This window comes from Spiroplasma sp. SV19, assembly GCF_030060925.1.
GTDB lineage: Bacteria > Bacillota_I > Bacilli_A > Mycoplasmatales > Mycoplasmataceae > Spiroplasma.
On record NZ_CP045455.1, the window covers coordinates 90380 to 115454 of the forward strand.

A 25075-nucleotide genomic window follows, 5' to 3' on the forward strand; every position below is an offset into this window, starting at 1 on the left:
GGAAGTATTAAAAAATGGCAAGAGTTAAAGGTGGACCAACAACAAGAAAACGTCGTAAAAAAATTATTAAACAAGCAAAAGGATATTTTGGGACTAAATCAACCCATTACAAAAAAGCAAAAGAGCAAGTGATGAAATCATTGGCATATGCCTTTCGTGATCGTAAACAACGTAAAAGAGATTTTCGTTCATTATGAATTCAAAGAATTAACGCCGCTGTGCGCGAACATGATATGTCATATTCACAATTTATGAATGGTTTAAATAAGGCTAATATTGAAGTAAACCGTAAGATGTTATCAGAATTGGCAATTCATAATCCAAGCGAATTTAAAATGTTAGTGGATGAATCAAAAAAGCGTTAAAGAATTAACAAAACTATTTTTACAAAGTAGTTTTTTTTTTTTTTTTTGACAATTTATTCTTAGTTGCTAATTAGGGTAATTAAGCATAAAATATTAATGTAATATAAGGGGAAAAAACAAAATATGGCAACAAAGTTATCATTAAAAGAACAAGTTGAGATTTTACCAGCAAAGCCAGGATGCTATTTATTTTTTAATACTTATAATCAAGTGTTATATGTTGGTAAAGCAAAAAATTTACGTAGTCGGGTTAGTTCCTACTTTAATAAAGTTTATAATTATAAAACAACACGGTTAGTCCAAGAAATTACACGCTTAGAAACAATTATTACCAAAACAGAAAAAGAAGCTTTAATTTTAGAACATAATTTAATTAAACAGTATAAACCAAAATATAATATTTTATTAAATGATGACAAACATTATCCTTATATTGTGATTACAAAAGAACAAGACCCGCAATATTTATATGTTCGGAATGTTCATAACAAGTATGCACGTTGTTATGGCCCGTTTCCCGAAGGAAGTCATGCACGTGAGATTATTAAAGTGTTAGAACGATTATACCCGTTACGTCGTTGTAAAGGGAATCTTGGTAAACCGTGCTTATATTATCATATTAACCAATGTTCTGGAGCTTGTTTTAAAACCGTCCCAAAAGAATACTATACGGCAATGATTAAAAAGGTTCATGCTTTTTTTAAAGGAAATTTTAATGAAACAAAAGAACTATTAGAAAAACGAATGCTGCAAGCAGCAGATAACTTGCAATTTGAAGAAGCACAAAAGTTAAAATTATTACTTCGTAATTTAGATTGAACTTTATCTTCACAAACAGTTGAAATGTTAAACCAAGATGACGATTTAGATGTAATTAGTTTATATCAAACTGATCATAATTTATTATTAACAACATTGTTTTATCGGGCTGGAAAATTAAGTTATAAGGATTATGAATATTATCAAGTGACAATGGAAGATAACTACCAAGAACTATATCGATTGTATTTGCAAAATATTTATCAAAAGAATATTTTGCCAACTAAGATTATTGTTAATGAGACAATTGCATTACCAGAATTAAATTTACTATTTGATAATCGTGTTTTTCATCCCCAAACGAAAGCTGAAAAAACGATTATGCGGTTAGCAACTGATAACAGTTATGAGTCTTATTTGCAGTTACAATCAACAGCACAGCGACAACTAAATAGTGTTGAAGTATTACAAGAATTACAAAAGGTTCTACATTTAAACGAATTACCGTATTTAATTGAAATGATTGATATTGCCAATATTAATGATGAATTTGTAACTGGTGGGGTAATTGTTTATAAAAATGGCCGCCCATCACGAAATGATTATCGCAAATATAATCTTAATATTGCTGAGCAAGATGATGCTCATCGGATTGCAGCGGTTGTTGCCCGCCGATATCAAAAAATTATTGAAACTGAGCAACCCTTACCAAATTTAATTATTATGGATGGGGGAATTCAACAAGTTAATGCTTGTTGTAATGAATTGGCAAAATTAAATTTAACAATTCCTGTTATTGGGTTAGTTAAAAATAATCAACATAAAACAGATCATCTTCTTAATTTAGCAAAAGAAAAACTTTATTTAGATAAAAGTAGTCGCTTATTTTTATTTTTAACAAGAATGCAAGATGATGTTCATCACTTTGCAATTAGTAGTTTTCGTCGGCGTCAAACAAAGGCATTAACAACAAGTATTTTAGAAGCAGTTCCCGGATTGGGACCACAACGGATTAAAACCTTAAATCTTCATTTTGATAGTATCGGAGCAATGCAAAAAGCAACTTCTGATGAATTATATCAAGTTTTACATAATTGAAAACTTGTTCAAACATTACGAAATTTTTTGGAGAATTTTGGTAAATAGAGGTTTTTTAGTTATAATTATAATGGACAAAATTAAATAATAAAAAGGAGTAAAGAATATTATGCATAGAGTCCAAAGAAAAGACTTATTATTAGAATATCTATGCCAAAAACCTTTCCACGAAATGAATCATGTTCTTGAGTATGTTTCAAAGTTTGATATTTCTGCAACAACAGCCCGTCGTGATTTGAAAGAACTTGAAAATGAAAGTATCATTACAATGTCTTATGGGGGGATTAATTTTTTAGGGGTTCACAATAAGTCTTGTAGTATTGATGTTCGTGCAAGTAGCATTAATTTTGATAAAAAGATGATTATTGCTAACAAGATTTTAAATCTTTTAGAAAAAAATGATGTTATTTTTGTGGGCGCTGGGTCGACTTGTGAAGTGTTTGTTACTTTAATTAATAAGCCAGTTAAAATTGTTACTAATTCATTTCGAATTTTACAATTAGCAAAAGACAATGTTAATGTCCAATATAATGTTTTAATTGGTGGTAAATTACGAGATAAATCACAGGCTTTTTATGGCTCACTTTGTGAAGAAAGTCTATCATTAATTCAATTTTCAAAAGTGATTTTTTCAGCAAATACAATTGATACAACAGGAGCAGTTTATAAAAGTAATGAAGAAGAGGCGCGGGTTGAATTAGCTGCCTTAGCACGAGTACAAACAAAAATTTTATTAGCAGATAGTACTAAATTTGATAAAGTGGGATTTTTTAAATTTTATGAAACAAAAGATGTGACATATTTGGTCACAGATAAACCTGAAGTTCCTAAACAATATAATTTAAATGTTAGTATTATCTAAGACTTTGTCATCGGACAAAGTTTTTTCTTTGCAAGGAAAAAGGTTTTAGGACTGGTAATTTTGTGGTTGAAAGGAGGTTAAAATGGAATTAAATAATGTCCAACATGTATGTAACCAAATTGAAAAGTTTGAATTTAACGAATTATTCACTATTCTAGCAAAAATTGAAGCAGTTGTAAAGGATCGAACAGACAGCGTCGATTAGGAAAATATTTTCAATAAACTCTCAAATTTTTTTCATTCCAATTTTATTATAATCACAATTGAAAGTTGAGGAATTAAAACATGGAATGATTGGGTGGGGAACATGCAATTGAGAACTAATATTCTTGAGAAGTTAGAGGAAATTGTTAATCGTAATGATGATACTGTTAATGGTATTATTGCACAAACTATTTTAAATTTTGCTAAGTTACAAAACGAAAGTTTTATTATTAATGATGTTGCAGAAACATCACATACAAGTGTCTCGTCGGTAACAAAGTTTTGTAAAATGCTAGGTTTTACTGGTTGGAAAGAATTTTATATTTTCTTTCGTTATGAATTAGATAATGTGCGAAAACTTAATCAATTACATCGTATTAATCCGTTAGAAAATACAGTTAAAGACTTAGTGTCAAATCATACAATTATGATGACAAAATTATTAAATGAAAATTTAACATCAATTTTAGAATTAAAAACAATGCTAAAAGCAACAAAGAAAGTTTACTTAATTGGTGAACACACACATTTAGATTTATTAATTAATTTTTATCATCAATTATTAGGGTTAGGGTTTGATACAAGTATGACAACCCATGATTTTATTGCAAAAAAGTTTTTAGAAAAAATAACAAAAGATGATCTTGTTCTTTGAATTGTGATTGATAGTAATCAAACTTATTTATTCAATGTTTTGAAACATACAGATAAACCATTACCTTGCGATAATATTAAATTTATTTTAAAAGAAAACTCACCGATCTTAGAGACAAATTTAACAACAAGAGCGCCAATCATTATTAATGATCGGCGCAAAATGTATACCCACCAAATAATTTATAACCATTTATTTATTATCTTTAATGCAGTTTTAACAATGCTTAATTAAAAAAATACCCAGACTTATTAATCTGAGTATTTTTTATTATTGTTTATTATGATCAGTATCTCAATCTTCTGAAACCATGTGTTTAATAAAACGTTGCATTCATAAGTTAGGATTTGAACCAGTTTCTAAATTACCAATTTCACCAGTTTCAAAACCAACATAATTACCATTTTTAATATAAACATAAGTTGGTGTTCCATTTAATCCTAATGAATCAGCAGTAATACTTTTGTCAATTTCACCATTTATTTTATGAGCGTTACGTTCTTGGGTCACAATTCAGTCCGCAATTTTTTTAGCTCATTTTTGTTGTCAAATTCCATTGAAATCTTTCACATCACTAGTAACAATTAAACGTGTATTCTTAATTTTTGCTTGGTCTTCTGCACTAACGGGGTAACTATTTAGAGCATATTGTGATCCATATTTTCCTGCTAAGTAGTCATCAAATTTCTGATTACCTTTACCATTAGTATATAAATCAGCAATAGTAGTGTCATGTGTATTTTGACAATGAATACAATTTTGTGCTGATACCATAAAAATAAAGTTTTCCTTTTTTTTGATTCCATCCATAAATTGAGTGTAATATACCATATTTTTATCAGAACAAGCAATTACTGTTGTTGCTGTGGTCGATACAATCATTAGGGCTGCCATTGTGCTTAGCAGTTTTCTCATTTCTATTCCTCCTAAGAATTATTTATAATGTTGTCTATTTATAACTATACATTAGTTTCTTTGATTTTGACAGAAAATATTAAATATTTTGTTGAATTACAGGTAGAAAATTCTCACGAAAAGGATATAATATATACAATGTATAAATAACAGTAAAAGTTATAAAGGGGTGTAAAACTGATGATGGATACGGCCACCGCGCTTGCTGTATTACTTCCAATAATGATTATTTTGTTAATTTTTTCGAGTTTTTTTTCCGCATCTGAAACCGCAATTACTTCAATTAATGTAATCCGCTTGAAACAAATGGCGAAAAATAATGTTAGTAGGCGTAAAAACAAGACCACAAATAAAAATATTCGTAAAGCAAAACGCGTTTATAAATTAGTAAAAGATTATGATCGTACTTTAGCAACAATATTAATTGCTAATACTTTAATTAATACTGCTTTAGCAACAATTGGAACCTTGTTTTTTGCAACCTTAATTAGTAATACTGAAACAGCAACATGAGTTTCAACCATTGTGATTGGTTTTACGGTGTTAATTTTTGGTGAATTAGTTCCAAAAACAATTGCAAAAACTTTTCCGGAAAAGTTTTCAATTTTTTCAGCTTATATTTTATGAATTTGAAAAATTTTGTTTTATCCATTTACATGGGTGTTAATTTTACGAAAACAAAAAGAAGGGGTTTCAACGACAGAAAATGAATTATTAGAATTAATTTCAACGATTGAATCAGAAGGGGTGTTAGAAAAAAACGAGAAAGAACTGATTGAATCAGCAATTACCTTTGATGAAAAAACGATTGGATCAATTATGCGGCCAAAAGAAAAAGTCAAGGCAATTTATAGTAATACAACATGGCGAGAATTACAACGTTTTTATAAAGAAGAACGTTTTACGAGAATGCCAGTTCTAACACCAGAAACAGAAAAAGTAATTGGTATTTTAAATATTAAGGATGTTTTTATTGCGGTAATTGATCATCAGGAAGTTGAAATTAAAAAGTTAGTTTCAGAACCAATCTTTTTTTCTCGTTATTTAAAATTAGATGATGCTCTAGAATTATTTCAACAAGAACAATTACATATGGCAATTGTAAGTACTAATACCGATAGTAATGATTTTCTTGGTGTTGTTACCATGGAAGATATTTTAGAAGAACTTGTTGGGGAAATTTATGATGAAGATGATGAAACAGGGCAAGTAAAAGAAATTGGCCATCATATGTTTTGAATTCATGGGAGTACTGCGGTTAAGAAAGTTTTTCAAAAGTACTTGCATTTAGCGGCCCCACCAGCAAGTGCTGGACAAACATTGTGTCAATGGTTTGCCCAACAAACGGGATATGATTTGACAAAACCCAAAAATGAAATCAAGGAATTTGTTTATAATAATTATGCCTTTCGGGTAAATGATGAAAAAGAAGGGAAATTAACAACAAAAAATATTGTTTTTGAAATTGAAATTTTAACAAATAATAATCCAATTCATGATTTAGAAGATTAAGAGTGCTTTCCGGTTTAACGCGAAGCACATTTTTTATTAATATTTGTTAAATATTTAACATTATTTTATTCTGTGTTAAGATAATAAGAAGGAACAAACTTAGCAAACGGAGAAAGGAGCGGAGAGTTATGGCGGATAAAATGGGCTTAGAAGGGGAATTATGCCAAGGAAGACTGTTCCGTTATCTTGGCTATATTAATAAAGCTTTCTCCCAACAAATTGAAAATGAATTACAAAAACAAGGTTATGATGATTTTCAAATTTCAAATATTTGATTATTAATTTTAATTGAGCGATATCCAACCCACACAATGAATGAATTAGCCCAAGTTGTTAATCAATCACGAGCTAATATTAGTATTATTTCTAAAAAATTAGTTCAAAAGGGGTATATTGTTAAAGTGCACCCAGAAAATAATAAGAAAGTAATTTATTTAACGCCAACAGAAAAGTGGTTAACATTAAAACCAATTGTTTTTATGTTGGTTGATGAGTTAGATCAAAAAATTAGACAAGCATTATCCGAACCAAATTATGAAATATTATTAGCTGATTTAGAAAAAATTGTGGCGTTTTTTAAGAGTGATATCAAATTATTTAGTAAATAAATGTTAAATATTTAACAAATTTCGAAAAATATCTTGTAATTTTTTTTCAAATTCGTATAATAATTTTGTTAAGTGTTTAACAATCATTAAACAAAAGGAGTTAGTTATGAGCAAAAAAAATGATAGTACAAATTTATCTGATGTTCAGCTCGAACAAGGATTGGTTAAAGAGAAAAAGAAAAAAACAAATCCAATGGGGTTTTTTAAATTATTATCAATTTATTACAAACAATTTTGATTGCGTTGATTATGTTTAATTGTTTTTGTCATTATTACATGTGGGATTACAGTTGCATTACCAAAATTAACAAATATTGTTATGACGCAGCTATCAAGTGGGATGTTAGCTCGTTCAAGTATTAATGATCCTGCAATGCCGTGGATAACATTATTATATTGAGCAATTGGTTTTGGCGCAACATTTATTGTTTCTGGTTTTTTCTTGTATTTACAAAGTTTAGTTGGGGGATCAATTTCTCGTAAAATTGAAATTGATATTCGAATTAAAGTTTTAAATAAATTAGTTGATTTAGATATGAATTATTATCATGATAAAAAAATGGGTGATATTTTAACAAAATTAATTTCTGACACCCAAATTTTAGGTGATCAAGCGTTTCAAGTGCCACAAAACTTTCTAAATGCATTCTTTACTTTTATTGGAAGTATTGCAGTTATGTTTACCTTGGATAACCGAGTATTACAATATCAAGATGGTCCAAAGGGAATTGAACCAGTTATTGATGCTAATGGGAACCCTGTTTATATTGATGGGACAGCAACTGTTGCTGAGTTAGCAGGAATTATTTTAGGAGTTTCATTTGGGATTTTGTTATTAACTTCGTTTGGTTTTACTTTTATTCGTCGATTAATGTATAAGCAACGTAAAGTAGTTTCTGATGTTAATGGTGATGTTAATGACCGGATTAATTCTATTCGTTTAATTAAAGCGACTGGAACGAATGAATATGAAAAAAATCGTTTTAATGATATTCATAAAGAATATTATAAAGTAAGTATGCGTGCAATTAAAGTTCAATCAATTGTGATTGCTTTTGTGGTGACAACATTAACTAGTATGAATACAATTGCTTTGATTGTTGGGATTGTGTTTGTTAATGATAATCGGTTAGATCCAACCGTAATGCTATCAATTACGATGAGTATTAATTCACTAATTTTTCCAATTATTCAAGTAGTTCGTTTATTAGCTAATTTAGCAACAGCTTCCACTTCAGCAACACGGGTGGCAGAAATCTTTGATCAAGTTCCTAAAATTAATATTAATCCAACAGCAAAACCATTAACAAATATTAATGGTGATATTGTTTTTGATCAAGTTTGATTTAAATATGATGTTGAAGATGAAGATGAACCATATATTTTAGAAGATTTTAGTTTCCATTTTAAACAAGGTAAAAGTTATGCTTTTGTTGGTGAAACTGGCGTTGGAAAATCAACTATTTCAAAATTATTATTACGTTATTATGACCCATCAAAAGGGGAAATTTATGTTAATAATAATCAAAATTTAAAGACAATTAATTTAAAATCATATTTAGATCATGTTGGTTATGTGGAACAAGAACCACAAATTCTTTATGGTACATTTTATGATAATATTCGTTATGGAACTTTTGCGGCTACTGATGCCGAATGTGAAGCAGCAGCGAAAAAGGCGGAATTGTATGATTTTATTACGGAATTACCAGAAGGATTTGCAACAGTTCTAGGAGAACGTGGTTTTATTTTATCAGGTGGGCAAAAACAACGATTAGTAATTGCTCGAATGTTTTTACGAAATCCAGAAATTTTGATTCTAGATGAAGCAACAAGTGCGTTAGATAATATTGTAGAAAAAGAAATTCAAGGTGAATTAGATAAATTAATGGCGGGTCGTACAACAATTATTATTGCCCATCGTTTAAGTACAATTAAAAATGTTGACCAAATTTTAGTTCTAGAAAAAGGGAACGGGGTTGTGCAAAGTGGAACCTTTGATGAATTGAAAAAAGTTGAGGGGCGCTTTAAACGATTATATGAAGCGGGGTTAATGACATAATATTAATAAGATAAAAACAGGATCACTATCCTGTTTTTATATTTTAAAAGGGGATTTTTAAAAATATGATATGATTAAAATGACAAATGGAGGCTATGTCAAATGAAAAAATCAAAACAACAATTTGATGAGACTAAAATCTTTACTGACTATAAAACTTTGGCACAAAGTAATTTAACAACAGTAATAACAGAACTTCCTGCACAAAAAATTGGGTATTATAATAATGAAGTTAAAGAGTATCATTCTAATGTTAATCAATCTGAAATTAAACCGCAACAATTTAAATGACTAAAAAATATTGTTTTAACGCTTGTTAATCCTTTTAATTTGCTGTTAATTTTTATTTTTGCTTTTGAATTAGGGACTTTTTTTGTAAAAAATATGAATGATAGTTTAGCATTAGCTAGTGCTATTATTATTGCAATTATGATGACTTTAAGTGCAACAATTTCTTTAGTCCAAGATTATAAAGCCTTTCGAACAACAAAGGAACTTCAACAATTGGTGAAAAAAACTTCAATGGTAATTCGGGAGGGGAAATTAAACTTAACAACTGTAAATGAGACAATGTTGCCAAGTTTAGTGGCAAAGGCCCAAAAAGTTGAATCAAAAACATTGATTCCAGGGGATTTAATTTATCTTTCAACAGGTGATATTGTTCCTAGTGATGTGCGAATTATTTATACTAAAAATTTATCAGTTAACCAAGCTGTTTTAAATGGCGAAGGAGAACCGATTTATAAGACAATTGTTGCAAATGCTGAGCCACAACAAATCTTTGATTTATCAAATTTATGTTTTATGGGGAGTAGTGTTGTTGCTGGAAGTGCAATTGCCGTTGTTTTAAAAACAGGCACAAATACTTATTTAGGAACACTTAATGCGCAATTAGCAAGTGTTGAATCAGAAAATAGTTTTAACTTTGGGATTAAAAAAATTACTAAATTAATTATTTTAATTATTTTAATTATGGTTCCGATTGTTTTAGTTTTAAATGGAGTTCGAACAGGGCAATGATTAGAAGCTTTAATTTTAGCTTTTTCGGTTGCCGTCGGATTAACACCAGAATCATTGCCAGTTATTGTTGCGGCAAATTTAACCCGGGGCAGTAAAAATTTAGCAAAACAAAAAGTTGTTATTAAACAACTTGATGCTGTCCAAAATTTAGGGGCGATTGATATTTTATGTACTGATAAAACAGGAACTTTAACGGAGGACAAAATTGAGTTACAAAATTATTATAATATTAATAAAATTAATGATCCAAAGGTTTTATCATATGGTTATTTAAATAGTTATTTTCAATTAGGAATGAAAAATCAAATTGATGAAGCTATTATTGGGTATCGAAAAGTTAATTATACTAAAACTTTAGCATCACATTATCAACTGTTAGATGAATTACCATTTGATTTTATGCGTCGACGTGTTTCAATTTTATTGACTTCAAAGCCACAATCAGAGCAAATAATAATTACCAAAGGGGCGGCAGAAGAAATGCTAGATCTTTGTCAACAATATGAGGTTAACGAAAAAATTTTCCCGCTTGATAAACCGGCAAAATTAAAAATTATTGAAAACTTGTTATTATTAAATCAACAAGGGGTTCGATTAATTGCTGTCGCTTATAAACCAATTAGTAAAAACCAAATCAGTTTAGATGATGAAAATGACTTAATTTTTCTTGGTTTTTTATCATTCACAGATGTTATTAAAAAAGATGTGCAAGGAACATTGAAATTAATTAACAAATATGGTGTTACTATGAAAATTTTAACAGGGGATGCTCCTCAAACAACATTAGTTGTTTGTGATAAAATTAGTCTAAAATCACGGGGGGTTTTAGTTGGCGAAGAAGTTGAAAATATGACGCATGACCAGTTACTAGTTGCGGTTGAAAACCATGATATTTTTGCAAAATTAACCCCATTACAAAAAGCACGTATTATTGAAGCGTTGCAGAGTAATAAGCATAAAGTTGGCTATATGGGTGATGGGATTAATGATGCGTTAGCATTACGTAAAAGTAATGTGGCAATTTCTGTTAATAATGCGACTGATATCGCCAAAGAAGCATCAGATATTATTTTATTAGAAAAGTCATTATTGGTTTTAGAACAAGGAATCATTGAGGGCCGTAGTATTTTTGCTAATATTATTAAGTATTTAAAAGTAACAGTCGCCGCTAATTTTGGGTTAATGTTAAGTCTATTAATTGCTTCGGCTTGGTTATCATTTGCACCAATGGCGCCGATTCAAATTTTATTCCAGAATTTATTATTTGATTTTTCTCAAGTTGCTGTTGTTTTTGATAATGTTAATTCTGAATATATTAAAAAACCACGAAGTTGAGATACGAAAGGAATTTTTTCCTTTACCTTGTGAAATGGTCCTTCGGTAACTGTCATGAGTGTTTTAAATTTTATCGTGATGGGAATTATATTAACATCGTTAGCGTTAACATGAAGTGTTGATCCAAGCCAAGGTGATAATGCACAATTGATTTCGCAGTTTCAAACTACAATGTTTACTGAAGGAGCCTTATTACATATGCTAATGATTTTCTTTATGCGTACTGATAAATTAGCATTTTGGAAAGACCGTCCGCCATTGCAGTTGATTTTACCAATTTTATTTATTTTAATGGTAGTTTTTGCTTTGCCATACATTCCTGATGTTCACGTTTGATTACAATTATCACCACCACCACCAATTTGATATGCCTTTTTAGGGGGTGGAGTCCTGCTGTTTGCATTTTTAAGTATTGCTTTAAAAGCGGGTTATCGTAAAGTTTATCATTGTTGATTATAATTTTAAACAGGAAAACACCACTTTTTTGGTTAGAAATAACTAGAAAAAGAGGTGTTTTTATGTGGTATCCCTTTGTGAAACAAGAACAAAGTGATGACTGTGGTTATGCTTGTTTAGCAATGCTAATTGAATATTATCATCAGCAAAAGTTAACAATTAGTGAATTAAAACATCATTTTCAAAATTATCAAGGGGCTTTAAGCGTTTATAGTTTAAGTCAAATTGCTAATGAATATAATTTAGTTTTAACTGCTTTTGAAGTTAGCAAGCAAGAATTATTAACACTTAACTTTGAACAACCTTTAATTGCTTATGTTTTAAATGAAACTGGTTATTATCACTATGTTGTTATTTATCATCGCCGTGGTAAACGGTTTTTTGTTGCGGATCCAAGTGCTGAAAAAGGACATTGAGTTTTAATTAATGACTTTATGGAAAAATTTCAAGCAGTAATTATTTTCACTAAGAAAAACAAAAAGTTTATTTATAAGACAAAAACCTTTTATTTAAGTTTTCTTTTTTTAAAAGAGCAAATTGGTTTTTTATTATGAACTGTTTTTCTTAGTGTTGTGGTAAATTTTTTAATTTTATTTGGGAAAAGTTTTATTAAGGTTTATTTTGATCGTTTAACAACAACAATTCACCAAGAAGTCTTAATTTTCTTTGCTATTTTCTTAATTATTTATTGTTTTCGGGTTCTTTTTAGTTATTTTTTCCAAAAAATACTTACTCAGTTTCAACAAAAATTAACAAAAAAAATGGTAGCAACATTTGTTAATAATTTATCACAGCTTTCTGTTGTTGAATTTGAACGGTTTAGCACAAGTGAATGATTAAAACGCCAAGGAGATGTTATCATTTTAGCAACTTTTTTAGGAACAACTTTTCCGCAACTTTTATTTAGCTTTTTAATGTTAATTATTGGAGTTGTTTTCTTACTTAATTTAAATGGATTAATTTTAACAATTGTTTTATTAGAAAATGTCATTATTTTTTTTCTATCATTTTTATTTTTACAAATTAATAAGTTTTGATATTACCGATGATATCAACAAGGACTAGAATTTGAAAATATTACATTAGAATTATATCAAAGTTTTAAATTTCAGAAGAGTCGTCATTTAGAAAACTATTTTAATTATCAATGAACAAAAAAACTTGCTGCTTTTTTAGTAGAAACTTATGGATTTGAAAAAAATAATATTATTCAAAAATTAATTTTAAGTTTTATTTCCCAGTGTGCTACTTTCTTAATTTTTTACTTAGCAATTAGTTTTATATCAAAACAAACTTTAACAATTGGAAATTTAATGTTTTATAGTGCTTTAACTAGTTTTATTAATGATTTTACAACACAGTTATCAGGATTAATTGTAGAAAAAGGAAAATTGGAAAAAGCGTTTCAACAAACAGTATTTTTATTATTTCCAGAACCGCAAAAAGAGCAGCAGCAGTTAGATTTGCCACTTATTAAATCTTTTACTATTACAAAATTAAGTTATCTTCTGAATGATAATTTTATTTTAAAAAAAATAACTTTAACTTTACAAAACCATTGTTTTATTAAAGGACGTAGTGGCTCGGGTAAAACAACTTTTTTAGAAATCTTAGCAAAATTGCGACCAATTACAAGTGGTGAAATAATGCTTAATAATCAGTTTGATTTAGCGATGCTGAGCGAAGGGACAATTCGCACAAGAATATTACTGTTTCATCAAGATGATTTTTTATTTACTGGTAGTGTTTATGATAATATTCTTAATTTTAAGCAGAATTGTAATTATCAGATTTTAACATTACCATCGGTCAAACAATTATTAAAACAAAATCGTTTGAGTCTTGATCAATTGGTTTGTAATAATGGAGAGAACTTATCAAAAGGTCAGCGCCAAATTATTTTATTTTTAAATCTCTTATTACAATCTTGTGATGTTTATCTTATTGATGAAGTATTAAGTAATGTTGATTATGAGAGCAAAATTATTTTATTAAAATTATTATTTAGTTTAAAATCTGATCAAATAATTATTTATGCAGGTCATGATCATATTGTTGAACAATTTTTTGCAAATGTTATTGATTTGACAAAACTTAATTTAATGGTGGTTGAAAATGAGTAAGAAAGTTATTATCTCAGTATTGGCGTCCTGTTGTTTCTTAATTTCTTTTTTTATGTTACTTGCGTATTATCCGCTTCGATTATATTATAATGGTTATTTAACAATTTTAAAAAATACTGCGGAAGACTTAAATTATGTTTTTGTTCCAACGGAAATGCCAAATGGTGGTGAAATAATTAAAAAAGTTAAATTAGAATATTTTATGCAAAATTATTGGCAAACAATGGTAGTTCAAATTAAACGAGAAAATAATTATTATTTAATTTTAAATCAAACTGACCTTACTATTGATTTTTGATATTTGCCAGCAAAAATTTATTTTGGTCAACAAGCAACATTAGATTATTTACTGAAGATAATCATTTAATTTGTTATAATAAAAAAAGAAAGTGTAAGGTGACAATTCGTGGTAATGAAAGATGATTTTGCCATTTATAACGAAACAAAATTTGATATTAAACCATATCAAGCTGATTTTATGGCAATTTTTCAGAAAATTAAAACAATCTTAAATATTACTGATCCATTGGAACTATCATTAATTATTGTCAATGCCGAAGAGCAATTAGAGTTAAATCAAAAATATCGTCAAAAAGATTATATTGCTGATGTTATCACATTTGCTTTAGAAGAAGAAAATAGTGTTGATTTATTGCAATTAACAGGACTACGCAGTTTGGGGGATATTTTTATTTGCTATGAAAAAGCATTAGAACAAGCTCAAACATATAATCATTCGCCGCGACGTGAATTTGCATTTTTATTTACCCATGGAATGTTACATATTTTGGGTTATGATCATCAAACACCAATTGAAGAAGAAACAATGTTTAATTTACAACGAAAAGTTTTAAATGATTTACAAATTCATCGAATTCCAATAGAATAAGAAGAGAAAAAGAAAGGGATAGACATAATGGCAAAAGGATCACCACCAAAGAAAAAAATATTTTTTAAATTACGAAACAAGTTTTCAAATGCTTTTCGTGGAATTTATACAGCAATTAAAGAAGAGTCAAGTTTAATTATTCATATTATTGTATCATTAGTTGTGATTGGATTAGGAATCTGATTGCAAAAAATGGTTCCGCATGAATTTGGTTATGTTCAATGAGCAATTTTATTATTAACAATTGGAATTGTGATTGGGTTTGAATTAATTAATACAATGGTTGAAAACTTTGTTGATTTATTATCATTTGAATATAATATTAAAGCTAAAAAAATTAAAGATATTTGTGCCGCGGCAACTTTAATTAATTCAATTTTGGCAATTGCCATCGGATTATTGATTATGTTGCCACCACTAGTTGATGTTATTAAATTATATTTAAAAATTAATTAAAAGGAGTTAGAACAATGGCGAACTATTTTGAAAAATTAAAATTATTAAGTACAAAAGCATATGCTCCATATTCTAAGTTTCATGTTAGTGCAATTTGTCTTTTAAAAGATGGTACAGAAGTCAGTGGTGTTAATATTGAAAATGCAGCCTATTCTGTAACAATATGTGCGGAACGAACATGTTTAGCACAAGTTTATACCTTGGGTTATCAAAAAGCAGATATTGTTAAACTTTTTTTATATACTGATAGTAACCAAAAAGGGTCACCATGTGGAACATGCCGGCAATTTTTATGAGAGTTAATTGCTCATGATGTTCCATTAGAAATTTATAATCAAAAGGGTGAATCATATGTTGTAACAATTGGTGATTTATTACCATATGGTTTCACGAAAGAGGATTTACAATAGGATTATGGCGAAAAAACATAATGACGAACTAGATTTATATGATTTAGCTCATGACCGTGAATTAGTTACTGATCATAGTTATCGTATTGTTGATGATGAACATTTAAAAGATTATATGAGTAATAATGCCCTTTATATTAAATTATTTTATGCCTTTCATGATAAGCGCATTTTACTAACACATCATACTTGGTGAAAGAAAACTGATAATGATTTAGAAGCATATTGTAAAAAATATATTACTGATTTAACAAAACGATTACGAATTGAGGAAATGACATTAACAGCAGCTGAATTAAATCAAAAATGAGATTTACAAGAATATGACATTCCTGGTTATGAAGATGTCCGCTTAAAAGCGGTTGCTATTCGGTCGTGAGTAAAAAATGATAACAATAGAAAATGAGTCATAGTAGTACATGGTCTTAATTCACACAAGTTTCGAGCCATCTTTTTTGGTTTAATTTATTTGCGCCTGGGTTATAACATTCTTGTCTTTGACCAACGAAATCATGGTGAATCAACGTCAAAAATAACAACAATGGGATATTATGAAAAGTATGATTTAGCTGCAGTTGTTAAATTTTTACAAACAACGATTGATCCAAAACTAAAAGAACTTAATTTTCACGGATGGTCAATGGGCACCTTTGTAATTATGGAATATTTAAAATTAGCATTTGTTAAAAACAAAGTAATTAAAAGTGCGATTTTAGATTCAACAATTAGTAATTTAAATGCTTTATATCGTTATTATATGTTAAAGATTAAAGTTAATTATGATGAACATTATTATGCAATTCGGCGCTATGCTATTGATACCCGGGGCTATGATCCAGAACAAATTAATCCTGGTGAAAACTTAAGGCAATTGGCAAAATTACCGGTTCTATATCTTTTAAATAAAAAAGATCATGCAACACCTTATGTTATGGGGCGAGAAGCTTATCAAAACAAACGAAGATATGAACGAAAAAAAATTAGTAATCGTGTTGTTTTTAATTGTGACCATGTGCGAGGTATTTATTACAATCCGGCACAGTATATCGCAGCAATTACAACATTTATTACTAATGCAAAACGAAAATAGTGATCAATAACGCGTTAGTTATTTTATTACTATTTTGCTTTTTATTTGTTTTTTTTGGTTGTCATTTTTGTTTTAATGTTTTGATAAATAGTTTCATATCATAAAGTTTTATCTTGATACTTATTAAATACTCGATACATTCCATTGTTAAAACTTTGTAAGAGAACATGGAAAGTAGTAAAGACCACTGTAAAAATAAAGATGATAAAGAAAGTTGCTTGAACTTTTGTTAATCCGGCTATTATTGGATTATCAATATCTAAAAAAGGGTAGGGATAAGCTCAAACAGTAGCGCCATCACGGTTTCAAGCAGCGGCACGAATTAAAACATATATTAAATAAAAAATGGGATAACTTAAACTAATTCATCAATCTTTTGTTAAAAATTCTTTTTTTCAACTAAGACGATGATCACCAAACGATAATAAGGTATAAATAAAAAATAAGATGGGCATAATAAAGTGCGTCACAACCGTACAAGCAATTTGGGCCTTAGTATATTCAGCAATAGTTACTTGACCATTCTTATAACCAATAATAATTCCAATTCAAAAAATAAAAAACATTAATAAGTTTCAATTTAAGATGCTTAATTTAAAGTTTGTTGAAAAAAACCAACTCTTTTGCTCACGATGATGGTTAAAAATGGCTAGCAATAATCAAACAATCGTAATAATATTAACTTGCACGGAATAAAAACTTAATAATATATCATAATTTTGTAAACTAGATCGATATGAATATTTATTGACATATCAGAATTCTTTAAAAATATCAGCATAAAAGCCATAAGCTAAAAAGGCAAAAGCTAAACTAGCGATTATTACTTTATAATATCAAAGATAATCTTTATATCAAATTCGATAAGTTCAACGTTTCATAATTCCTCCTTGATAATCTTTTAAATATTATCATAGGAATACTTTGTTAAAAAGAAAATTTTTATAATTTTATAATTTTTGCTAAGGCAAGATAAAAAAATTTCCAAATTATGACAGTGTTATTTTATTTTTTAGTGTTATAATAAAAAAGTGAGTTGTAATAACTCACTAATTTAAAAATATATATGTGAGAGCATACTCAAGATCGCGAAACCACAACTATGCTCTCATAAATAATTATAGCATTTTGCTGTAAATTTATGAGAGTTTTAGTTTTAAAATTCTCATTTTTTTGTGAAAATTTTAAAATTATCTCATTTTTATTGTTTTGAACTCCCTATACCTTGAGTATTTATTACATATATATTTCATTTTGTTATAAAACTTGGAGGTTTTACTTATGAAAGCTGTTAGTGTAAAAACCTTATGTGATAGATGTCAAACTAAGCTAAAACAAAAATTAATGATTGTAAAACATGAAAAAAAAGAATTTTTTAAAAATCCAATTTTATTGGAAATTAAAAATTTAGAAATTATTAAAAAACGAAAAGAATATAATGTTAACATTTTGATTTATTTGCAATGTGCAAAACGTCGTTTTGGTCTTTTTGTTAAAGAAAGTTTATTTGATGAAAAAGACGATATTAAAGCAATTGTTAAAGGATGTTTATTTGATTCTAATGAAGAAAATGAAATTCAAACTAATTTTCCTAAAGAACACAGTATTGTTAAAAAAGAAGTAAATTTACCTGTTTCAGTAAAACAACATTCTGTTGCAGTACTTAAAAAAGGTTATTTACAAAATCGTCATTTAGCTGTAACTCCTTATCATCGACTTTGCTGTGTAACCCAAATGAAACGCCATATATTAATTATTGGTCTATTAGTAATTTTGTTAATTGCAGCTGGTTTAGGAACAACTTTGGGTCTTTATTTTTCACAAACAGGGTCTAATCCAAGTACTGTTGCTAGTCCCAAAAAATGATCACGAGTTTCTTTAGATACCGTAGTTAAAAATTCAATGCTAGGTAATATTAAAAATAATACTAACACAACTATTTTAGCCGCTGTTAAAGCAAAAAATCCAGATTTAAAAACAGAGGATGTTTTTATTCAAGATATTCTAGAAACAAAAGCCCGTGTTTATGTAAAGTCTTCTAGTATTTATTATGTTGATAATTCTTATATTGATGTTTATTTTCTTCCTGATCGACTAACTATTAATACACACCTTTCTAATTTAGTCTTATGAGAAAAAGTTGATCAATTAACAGAAAAAAACATTTTAATAGTTACTAAAAAAAGTAATCCAAAGTTAGTTATTAGTCAAATAATGGTTAAAAATATTATGCCAAATCAAGCTAGTATTGTCACAAAAGTTAATAGTACTACTTATGTTGATAATGATATGATTACAATCTATTTTAACACAAGTGGGAAAAAATTATTGTCTGCTGATTTGTCAAATGTTAATTTAGGTAAAATTGAAGATAAAAAACCAACTACAATTTTAACTGCTGTAAAAGCAAAAAATCCAAGTCTTCTTATTAATGAGGTTACTGTTGATCTTAACTCAATTAATAGTCGACAAGCAACTATTATTGTTAAAACAGAAAGTTTAAAATATATCGCAACTAGTTCTGTTATTGTTAATTACTCTTTATTAAATCTGCAACTTGGTCAAATTAAAGATATTTTATTTCGAAAAGAGACAGGATGGGGATCATCTTTATTTAATTTTTCTGTTAATAATAAAATTGTCCAATTAGATAATGGTGAAATTTTAGTACCAAATGAAAATGGTATTTTATCACAAATTAATTTAGAAACAAAAATATTAAATCGAAGAAGCTCTAGCTTTTTTTCAAATTCAATTATTCAAATGCAGGATAATATTTTTTGAGGACAAAATACAAATAAAATCTATGAATATAAGCAAATAGGTACAGATATATTAAGGGAAGAAAGAACTGTTTTTACTGACCCAAACCCCGATTATGATTATCGTTCAACACTAACGCGGTTACAGGATGGTACAGTATTAGTTACTTGAGGTAAAAATCTTTATCGTTTATCTTCAACGGGAGAAAAAATTGATGCTATTGCAGGAAATTATTTTAATAATAGTATTCAAAATGTTATTCAATTAGCAAACGGAAAAATTTGGTTGCAAACTGAACGGATGATTTATGAAATTGATTTCTTTAATAAAAAATTGACAAAAATTTTAGATACTAAAAATACTTCATTTTTATCTTCAATGGAAATTAGTGCTATTGTCCCTTTACAAGATGGTACCGTTTTACTTGCTGGTGTGCCTTGAGAGGGCGGTGGTAATAAAAAATATGATATGTATGTTCTAAGTATTGAAGGAAATATTCAAACTTACCATACTGATTATAATAAACCATTTATTGATGATAGTATTATTACTTCCTTAATTCAACTGCAAGATGGAAGAATATTAGCTTTAGCAACTGGTGAAAATTGAAGAATATATCAATTAAATACAGAATAATCTAAAAGTATTCGCCTTTATTAAAATGCTTTGTTATAATGTTAATAAAGTTAGAAATAAGGTGATATATATGGCAAATAAAATTAAAATTGAAAAAATGCAATCATTGATTGCCCGTGATTTAACACTTATTATGCAGCGTGAAATTCGTGATGAAATTTTAAATACTTTATCAGTTAATGCTGTTAAATTATCAAATGATTTAGGTCATGCGAAAGTTTACTATTCTTCATTATTAACAAAGCCAGAATTAGAATTAACTAATGTGGTACAAGAATATAAAGGTGAAATTCGTAGTAAGTTAGCACATAAATTAGAAATTTATCGTTGTCCAGATTTGGAATTTATTTATGATCATTCATTAGATAATGCAAATAATATTGAAACAATTTTGCAGAAACTAAAATAAAAAAAATCTCATAATTAATAACTTAATTATGAGATTTTTTTTATTATAAATTATTGTTTTGATAATAAAGATATAAAATATTTTCTAATAAAGCTGCGATTGTCATTGGTCCAACCCCACCAGGAACGGGGGTAATCATTTTAACTTTTGACAACACATTTTCAAAATCAACATCGCCACATAGTTTATTATCTTGGTCGCGGTTAATTCCAACATCAATAATAATGGCATTTTCTTTTATCATTTCCGAAGTTATCATTTTTGGTTGTCCAACCGCGGAAATCAAAATATCAGCTTGTTTTGTAAAAAAACTTAGATTTTTTGTTTGAGAATGACAAACAGTAACGGTGGCTGAAGCGTTGATTAATAAGTTAGCAAGAGGTTTTCCAACAATATTACTACGGCCAATCACAACAACATGTTGTCCTTTTAGTTCAATTTGATAGTGCTTTAATAGGAACATAATTCCTTTTGGTGTTCCGGGTAATAATTGATAATGGCCAAGCATTAGATTACCTAATATTTGGGGAGTAAAACCATCAACATCTTTTGTTATTGTAATACTATTAATAATTTTTTCACTATTAATATGCATTGGTAAAGGAAGTTGGACAAGAATAGCATCAATTGTTGAGTCCTGATTCAATTGATTAATAAGGTTAAGCAAATCTGATTCAGTCATTGCTTCAGGATATGTTAGAACATTACAAATAATACCAACTTTTTCACAAGCAATTTTTTTATTTTTAATGTAAGTACTACTTGCTTTATTATTCCCAATTTGAATAATTGTTAAACTAGGAACACGATGGTTCTTTTTTTTAATTTCAATAACTTCTGTTGTGACTTTTGCTTTAATTAGTTCACTAACCATTTTTCCGTCAATTATTTTGGTTTTATCCATTAAGGTTTCCCTCTTTTCTATGTTAAAATGTTTTTATATAAGTATTGTATATGAAAGGACCATAAAATTAAATGCAAAATGCAATCATTTTTAAAAGCATAGTTGGAAATAATAATTCAATTTATGACAATGCGATAATAATTAGAAAAATTGTTTTTGTTGATGAACAACAGGTCCCCTTAGCAGAGGAAGTTGATCAATATGATCAAACTGCTTATCATGTTGTTGGATACTATGATAATGAACCAATATGCTGTGCTCGTATTTTGCAACAAGACGGAAAATGGTTTTTAGGGCGGATTGCTGTTCTTAAAAATTATCGTCAACACCAAGTGGGAACTTTATTGTTACAAACCTTATTAAATTATGTCCAAACCAAGCATCAACCTATTGCTGTCTATTTATTTGCTCAAAGTCAAGTTGTGGGTTTTTACGAAAAATTAGGTTTTATTAAAAATGGGGAAAGTTTTATTGATGCAAATATTATACACTTTCCAATGGTTTATTATTATAATAACAATTAAAAGGAGTTGACAAAAATGGAAAAAATTACAACAATTGGGACAAAAATTGGTTTAACAGCAGATGATTTAATTAGTTATGGAGATTATATTGCGAAAGTAAAACCTTTTAATTTTAGTCATTTGCCAAAAAAAGCGAAATTTATTTTAGTAACAGCAATTAACCCAACCAAGGCAGGTGAAGGAAAAACAACATGTTCAATTGGAATTGCCGATATGTTAAATCATTTAGGTTATCAAACAACTCTTGCATTACGAGAACCATCGTTGGGTCCAGTTTTTGGATTAAAAGGATCAGCAACTGGTGGAGGTGAATGTGTTATGCAACCAGAAAATGAAATTAATTTACATTATACTGGTGATTTTCATGCAATTACCACAGCAAATAATATGGTTAGTGCTATTATTGATAATATTCTTTATTGGGGTAATACTTTACAAATTAATCCAGCAAAAGTGGTTTGACAACGCTGTTTGGACGTTAATGATCGTGCTTTACGAAATGTTGAAATTAAAATTAATGATAAAATTCAGCGAAATGAGCACTTTCAAATTACTGCTGCTAGTGAAATCATGGCTATTTTAGGGCTAAGTAAAGATTTTAATGATTTACGTCGCCGCTTAGACCAAGCAATTGTTGCTTATAATTTTAAGAATGAACCAGTTTATTTACATCAGTTACAAATTACGGGCTCTTTATTAGCCTTGTTGAAAGATGCTTTATTACCAAATTTAGTGCAAACAAAATATGGAACACCATTATTGGTGCATTGTGGTCCTTTTGCAAATATTTCACATGGTGCAAACTCTTTAATTGCAACTGATCTAGCGCTAAAATTAAGTGATTATGTTGTTAGTGAAGTTGGTTTTGGCAGTGATTTAGGGTTTGAAAAGTTCAATGATATTATTAATTTACAAGAGGAATATACCCCCGACTGTACGGTGTTAGTAGCAACCATTCGGGCTTTGAAATTACATGGTGGTGCTGATGAAAAAGAATTAACAACAGTTGATCTTGCTAGTTTGCAAAATGGATTATTTCATTTAGAACGTCATATTAAAATTATTCAGAATTATCATTTAAATTTTGTTGTTTGTTTAAATCAATTTGCAACAGATAGTACTGAAGAAATTACATTAGTAACAAATTGGTTGACAGAACAAAAAATTCCTTTTGGGATTAATAATACTTATCATCTTGGTATTAAAGATAATCCAATGTTAGTTAAAACTATTATTAAACAAACAACACAACCACAACAATATCAATTATTGTTTAATCCAGCAACAACTTCATTATTAGACAAAATTAAAATTATTTGTGAAAAAATTTATCAGACAACTAAAATTGCCTTCAGTGCTGTTGCACAAGAGAAAATTGCTTTTTTTCAACAAGACAATAAATATAAAAGTTGACCAGTTTGTATGGCTAAGAATCATCAAACAATTTTTGGTAATAAAGCTGCAACTGATGATCACATTACGATTCGTGATCTTAAAATTAATTCGGGAGCAGAATATTTTATTGTATATTTGGCAGATATTATTACAATGCCGGGTTTAAATAAAAATCCTAATGCACTTGTGATTGATGTTGTTGATAATCAGATTATAAATATTAAATAATTTTTGTTATAATTAAATGGAATTAAAATTAGGGGCGAATTTAATGCAGAAAAAAGCAAAATTTTTAGAATTAAATAGTATTGTTAGTAAGCAACTTAATTTAGCAAGTAATATTCGTAAAAAAATGTATGAGATTTTTACTATTTATAAAAAAGGTTTTCAAAAAATAGGCTATCAAACCATTGCCCTTGGTGAATATGGCCTTAAAACTTTAACAAAGTACGATAAACTTGAATTGGAATTAGCAGTTGTGAAATATGGCCCTAAAAGTAGTAACGGGTTACGAGAACGGATGTTTCAAACTGTGCTAGCTGAAATGCGCAAAAATGTTAAAAAAGGGACAGTTATTAAAGACACCCAAAATGAGGGATACTTAGAATATCAAATAGATGATGAAATAAATCTTATTGTTCGTATTATTCCCTTTTGTTATAAAAAAAATGCTGAAGGGGAATTGACATATATTTTTTGACGAAATGGGATTGAAAAAAGTGATAATGTAATTCAAGTAGTACAAGGTTTTAATAAGGCAAATAAAATTTCAAATAACTTATTACGAACATTAATAAAAATGATTAAATATGTTCTTAAAACTGATTTTACCTATTATTATATTTTATATACATTAACATTACGGTGATTTTATGAGTATTTTGTTAAAAAATATGACAACTATTTGCAAAAAATTGATGTAAGCAAACGAATTGAAAAAGAAGATTTAATAAAATATCGAAATATTAATTTTCAAAAAACTTGATTTTTAAATAATATTGATGGTGAAGAATTAATTTTTTATATTTTAGAACGTTATTGAAAAACAGAAACTTATTATTTTCGTGAATTTGAATTTATTGAAGAAGAAATTTTTGAATCAATTTCACGTTATAGTTGATATACCAATAATTGTTTTTTAACACCATATGATTATTATGTTGATTTTAAAATTTATAATATTAAAGAATTTAATGACTTAAATTATGTTCAAGGAGAATTAAAGAACGCTGATTTTTCACGAATTCAATATGATTATTGTCGTAATCATGACTTGGGAATTTATGTAACACCAGTTAAAATTAGTGGCGTTGTTGGATTTATTACTTATGCAATTAATTTTAAGAAAAAAGCAACAGCATTGTTTAAAAAATTAGATCCTGCTAAACGGAAAGATGCTATGAGTGTTAATCAACGTGAAATTATGGAAGAGTTAAATCTAATTGCTCATAAGTGACTGACAACATATCGCAAAAAATTAACTTATATTAAGGTTTATTTTGATAAAAAATACCCGATTATTTCTTCATCAAACTATTATATGCGGTTGCAAGCAATTATGACTTCTGTTGACAGTTTAAAAAATGATGATTATATTACTGGAAACGATAATTAGTTCTGTGTTT

General features: G+C 28.2%; 23 protein-coding genes. 20 read left to right on the plus strand and 3 right to left on the minus strand.

Going from position 1 to position 25075, the window contains the following annotated elements; genetic code table 4:
- The first annotated feature begins 14 nt into the window (after positions 1 to 14).
- From rplT to E7Y35_RS00475, 5 genes are all read left to right on the plus strand, one after another.
- Positions 15 to 365, plus strand: a complete 351-nt coding sequence (rplT, locus tag E7Y35_RS00455) for a 50S ribosomal protein L20 (protein ID WP_283272377.1) — start codon at positions 15 to 17, stop codon at positions 363 to 365.
- A gap of 123 nt (positions 366 to 488) precedes the next feature.
- Entirely contained in the window at positions 489 to 2270 is a 1782-nt protein-coding gene (uvrC, locus tag E7Y35_RS00460; protein ID WP_283272378.1) for an excinuclease ABC subunit UvrC, read from the plus strand.
- A gap of 61 nt (positions 2271 to 2331) precedes the next feature.
- Positions 2332 to 3084: a DeoR/GlpR family DNA-binding transcription regulator gene (locus E7Y35_RS00465; RefSeq protein ID WP_283272379.1), complete on the plus strand. Its 753-nt coding sequence runs from the start codon at positions 2332 to 2334 to the stop codon at positions 3082 to 3084.
- Positions 3085 to 3166: 82 nt separating this feature from the next.
- Positions 3167 to 3289, plus strand: coding sequence for a hypothetical protein (locus E7Y35_RS00470; RefSeq protein WP_283272381.1), 123 nt, complete (start codon positions 3167 to 3169; stop codon positions 3287 to 3289).
- A gap of 102 nt (positions 3290 to 3391) precedes the next feature.
- Positions 3392 to 4177 carry a MurR/RpiR family transcriptional regulator gene (locus tag E7Y35_RS00475; RefSeq protein ID WP_283272382.1) on the plus strand — a complete coding sequence of 262 codons (786 nt, stop codon included), beginning with the start codon at positions 3392 to 3394 and terminating at the stop codon, positions 4175 to 4177.
- Between the two features lie 36 nt (positions 4178 to 4213).
- Here E7Y35_RS00475 and E7Y35_RS00480 read toward each other — a convergent pair whose 3' ends face one another.
- A complete protein-coding gene (locus E7Y35_RS00480; protein ID WP_283272383.1) occupies positions 4214 to 4858 on the minus strand; it encodes a hypothetical protein in 645 nt (214 codons plus the stop codon).
- 180 nt (positions 4859 to 5038) lie between these two features.
- Here E7Y35_RS00480 and E7Y35_RS00485 point away from each other — a divergent pair, with 180 nt between their 5' ends.
- From E7Y35_RS00485 to E7Y35_RS00530, 10 genes are all read left to right on the plus strand, one after another.
- Positions 5039 to 6370 carry a hemolysin family protein gene (locus E7Y35_RS00485; protein WP_283272385.1) on the plus strand — a complete coding sequence of 444 codons (1332 nt, stop codon included), beginning with the start codon at positions 5039 to 5041 and terminating at the stop codon, positions 6368 to 6370.
- Positions 6371 to 6498: 128 nt separating this feature from the next.
- Entirely contained in the window at positions 6499 to 6978 is a 480-nt protein-coding gene (locus tag E7Y35_RS00490; protein WP_283272388.1) for a MarR family winged helix-turn-helix transcriptional regulator, read from the plus strand.
- Between the two features lie 106 nt (positions 6979 to 7084).
- Positions 7085 to 9040, plus strand: coding sequence for an ABC transporter ATP-binding protein (locus E7Y35_RS00495; RefSeq protein ID WP_283272389.1), 1956 nt, complete (start codon positions 7085 to 7087; stop codon positions 9038 to 9040).
- Between the two features lie 102 nt (positions 9041 to 9142).
- A complete protein-coding gene (gene mgtA, locus E7Y35_RS00500) occupies positions 9143 to 11854 on the plus strand; it encodes a magnesium-translocating P-type ATPase (protein WP_283272391.1) in 2712 nt (903 codons plus the stop codon).
- 59 nt (positions 11855 to 11913) lie between these two features.
- Entirely contained in the window at positions 11914 to 13974 is a 2061-nt protein-coding gene (locus tag E7Y35_RS00505; RefSeq protein WP_349306595.1) for a cysteine peptidase family C39 domain-containing protein, read from the plus strand.
- Positions 13967 to 14341, plus strand: a complete 375-nt coding sequence (locus tag E7Y35_RS00510) for a hypothetical protein (protein ID WP_283272394.1) — start codon at positions 13967 to 13969, stop codon at positions 14339 to 14341. The genes E7Y35_RS00505 and E7Y35_RS00510 overlap by 8 nt, the downstream gene beginning before the upstream one ends.
- A gap of 45 nt (positions 14342 to 14386) precedes the next feature.
- Complete coding sequence (gene ybeY, locus E7Y35_RS00515; protein ID WP_283272395.1) at positions 14387 to 14863, plus strand: rRNA maturation RNase YbeY; 477 nt, start codon at positions 14387 to 14389, stop codon at positions 14861 to 14863.
- Between the two features lie 27 nt (positions 14864 to 14890).
- A complete protein-coding gene (locus E7Y35_RS00520; protein WP_283272396.1) occupies positions 14891 to 15319 on the plus strand; it encodes a diacylglycerol kinase family protein in 429 nt (142 codons plus the stop codon).
- Between the two features lie 14 nt (positions 15320 to 15333).
- Positions 15334 to 15729, plus strand: coding sequence for a cytidine deaminase (gene cdd / locus E7Y35_RS00525; RefSeq protein ID WP_283272397.1), 396 nt, complete (start codon positions 15334 to 15336; stop codon positions 15727 to 15729).
- Between the two features lie 4 nt (positions 15730 to 15733).
- A complete protein-coding gene (locus E7Y35_RS00530; RefSeq protein WP_283272398.1) occupies positions 15734 to 16819 on the plus strand; it encodes an alpha/beta hydrolase in 1086 nt (361 codons plus the stop codon).
- A 41-nt stretch (positions 16820 to 16860) separates the two neighbouring features.
- Here E7Y35_RS00530 and E7Y35_RS00535 read toward each other — a convergent pair whose 3' ends face one another.
- Positions 16861 to 17700: a Pr6Pr family membrane protein gene (locus E7Y35_RS00535; protein WP_283272399.1), complete on the minus strand. Its 840-nt coding sequence runs from the start codon at positions 17698 to 17700 to the stop codon at positions 16861 to 16863.
- A 400-nt stretch (positions 17701 to 18100) separates the two neighbouring features.
- Between E7Y35_RS00535 and E7Y35_RS00540 the strand changes: the two genes are divergently transcribed.
- The gene (locus E7Y35_RS00540; protein ID WP_283272400.1) at positions 18101 to 20218 is read left to right on the plus strand and encodes a hypothetical protein; all 2118 of its coding nucleotides are present in this window, start codon (positions 18101 to 18103) and stop codon (positions 20216 to 20218) included.
- A gap of 70 nt (positions 20219 to 20288) precedes the next feature.
- A complete protein-coding gene (gene rbfA, locus E7Y35_RS00545) occupies positions 20289 to 20627 on the plus strand; it encodes a 30S ribosome-binding factor RbfA (protein WP_283272402.1) in 339 nt (112 codons plus the stop codon).
- 43 nt (positions 20628 to 20670) lie between these two features.
- On the opposite strand, the gene E7Y35_RS00550 is transcribed toward rbfA, so the two are convergent.
- Positions 20671 to 21531 (minus strand): bifunctional 5,10-methylenetetrahydrofolate dehydrogenase/5,10-methenyltetrahydrofolate cyclohydrolase, encoded by an 861-nt coding sequence (locus E7Y35_RS00550; RefSeq protein WP_283272403.1) that lies wholly within the window; start codon positions 21529 to 21531, stop codon positions 20671 to 20673.
- A gap of 71 nt (positions 21532 to 21602) precedes the next feature.
- On the opposite strand from E7Y35_RS00550, the gene E7Y35_RS00555 reads away from it, so the two are divergent.
- Genes E7Y35_RS00555 through E7Y35_RS00565 form a run of 3 tightly spaced genes read left to right on the plus strand, consistent with a single transcriptional unit; the run spans position 21603 to position 25065 of the window.
- Positions 21603 to 22055: a GNAT family N-acetyltransferase gene (locus E7Y35_RS00555; protein ID WP_283272404.1), complete on the plus strand. Its 453-nt coding sequence runs from the start codon at positions 21603 to 21605 to the stop codon at positions 22053 to 22055.
- 15 nt (positions 22056 to 22070) lie between these two features.
- A complete protein-coding gene (locus tag E7Y35_RS00560; RefSeq protein WP_283272405.1) occupies positions 22071 to 23678 on the plus strand; it encodes a formate--tetrahydrofolate ligase in 1608 nt (535 codons plus the stop codon).
- 43 nt (positions 23679 to 23721) lie between these two features.
- Positions 23722 to 25065, plus strand: coding sequence for a hypothetical protein (locus E7Y35_RS00565; protein ID WP_283272406.1), 1344 nt, complete (start codon positions 23722 to 23724; stop codon positions 25063 to 25065).
- Positions 25066 to 25075 lie beyond the last annotated feature (10 nt).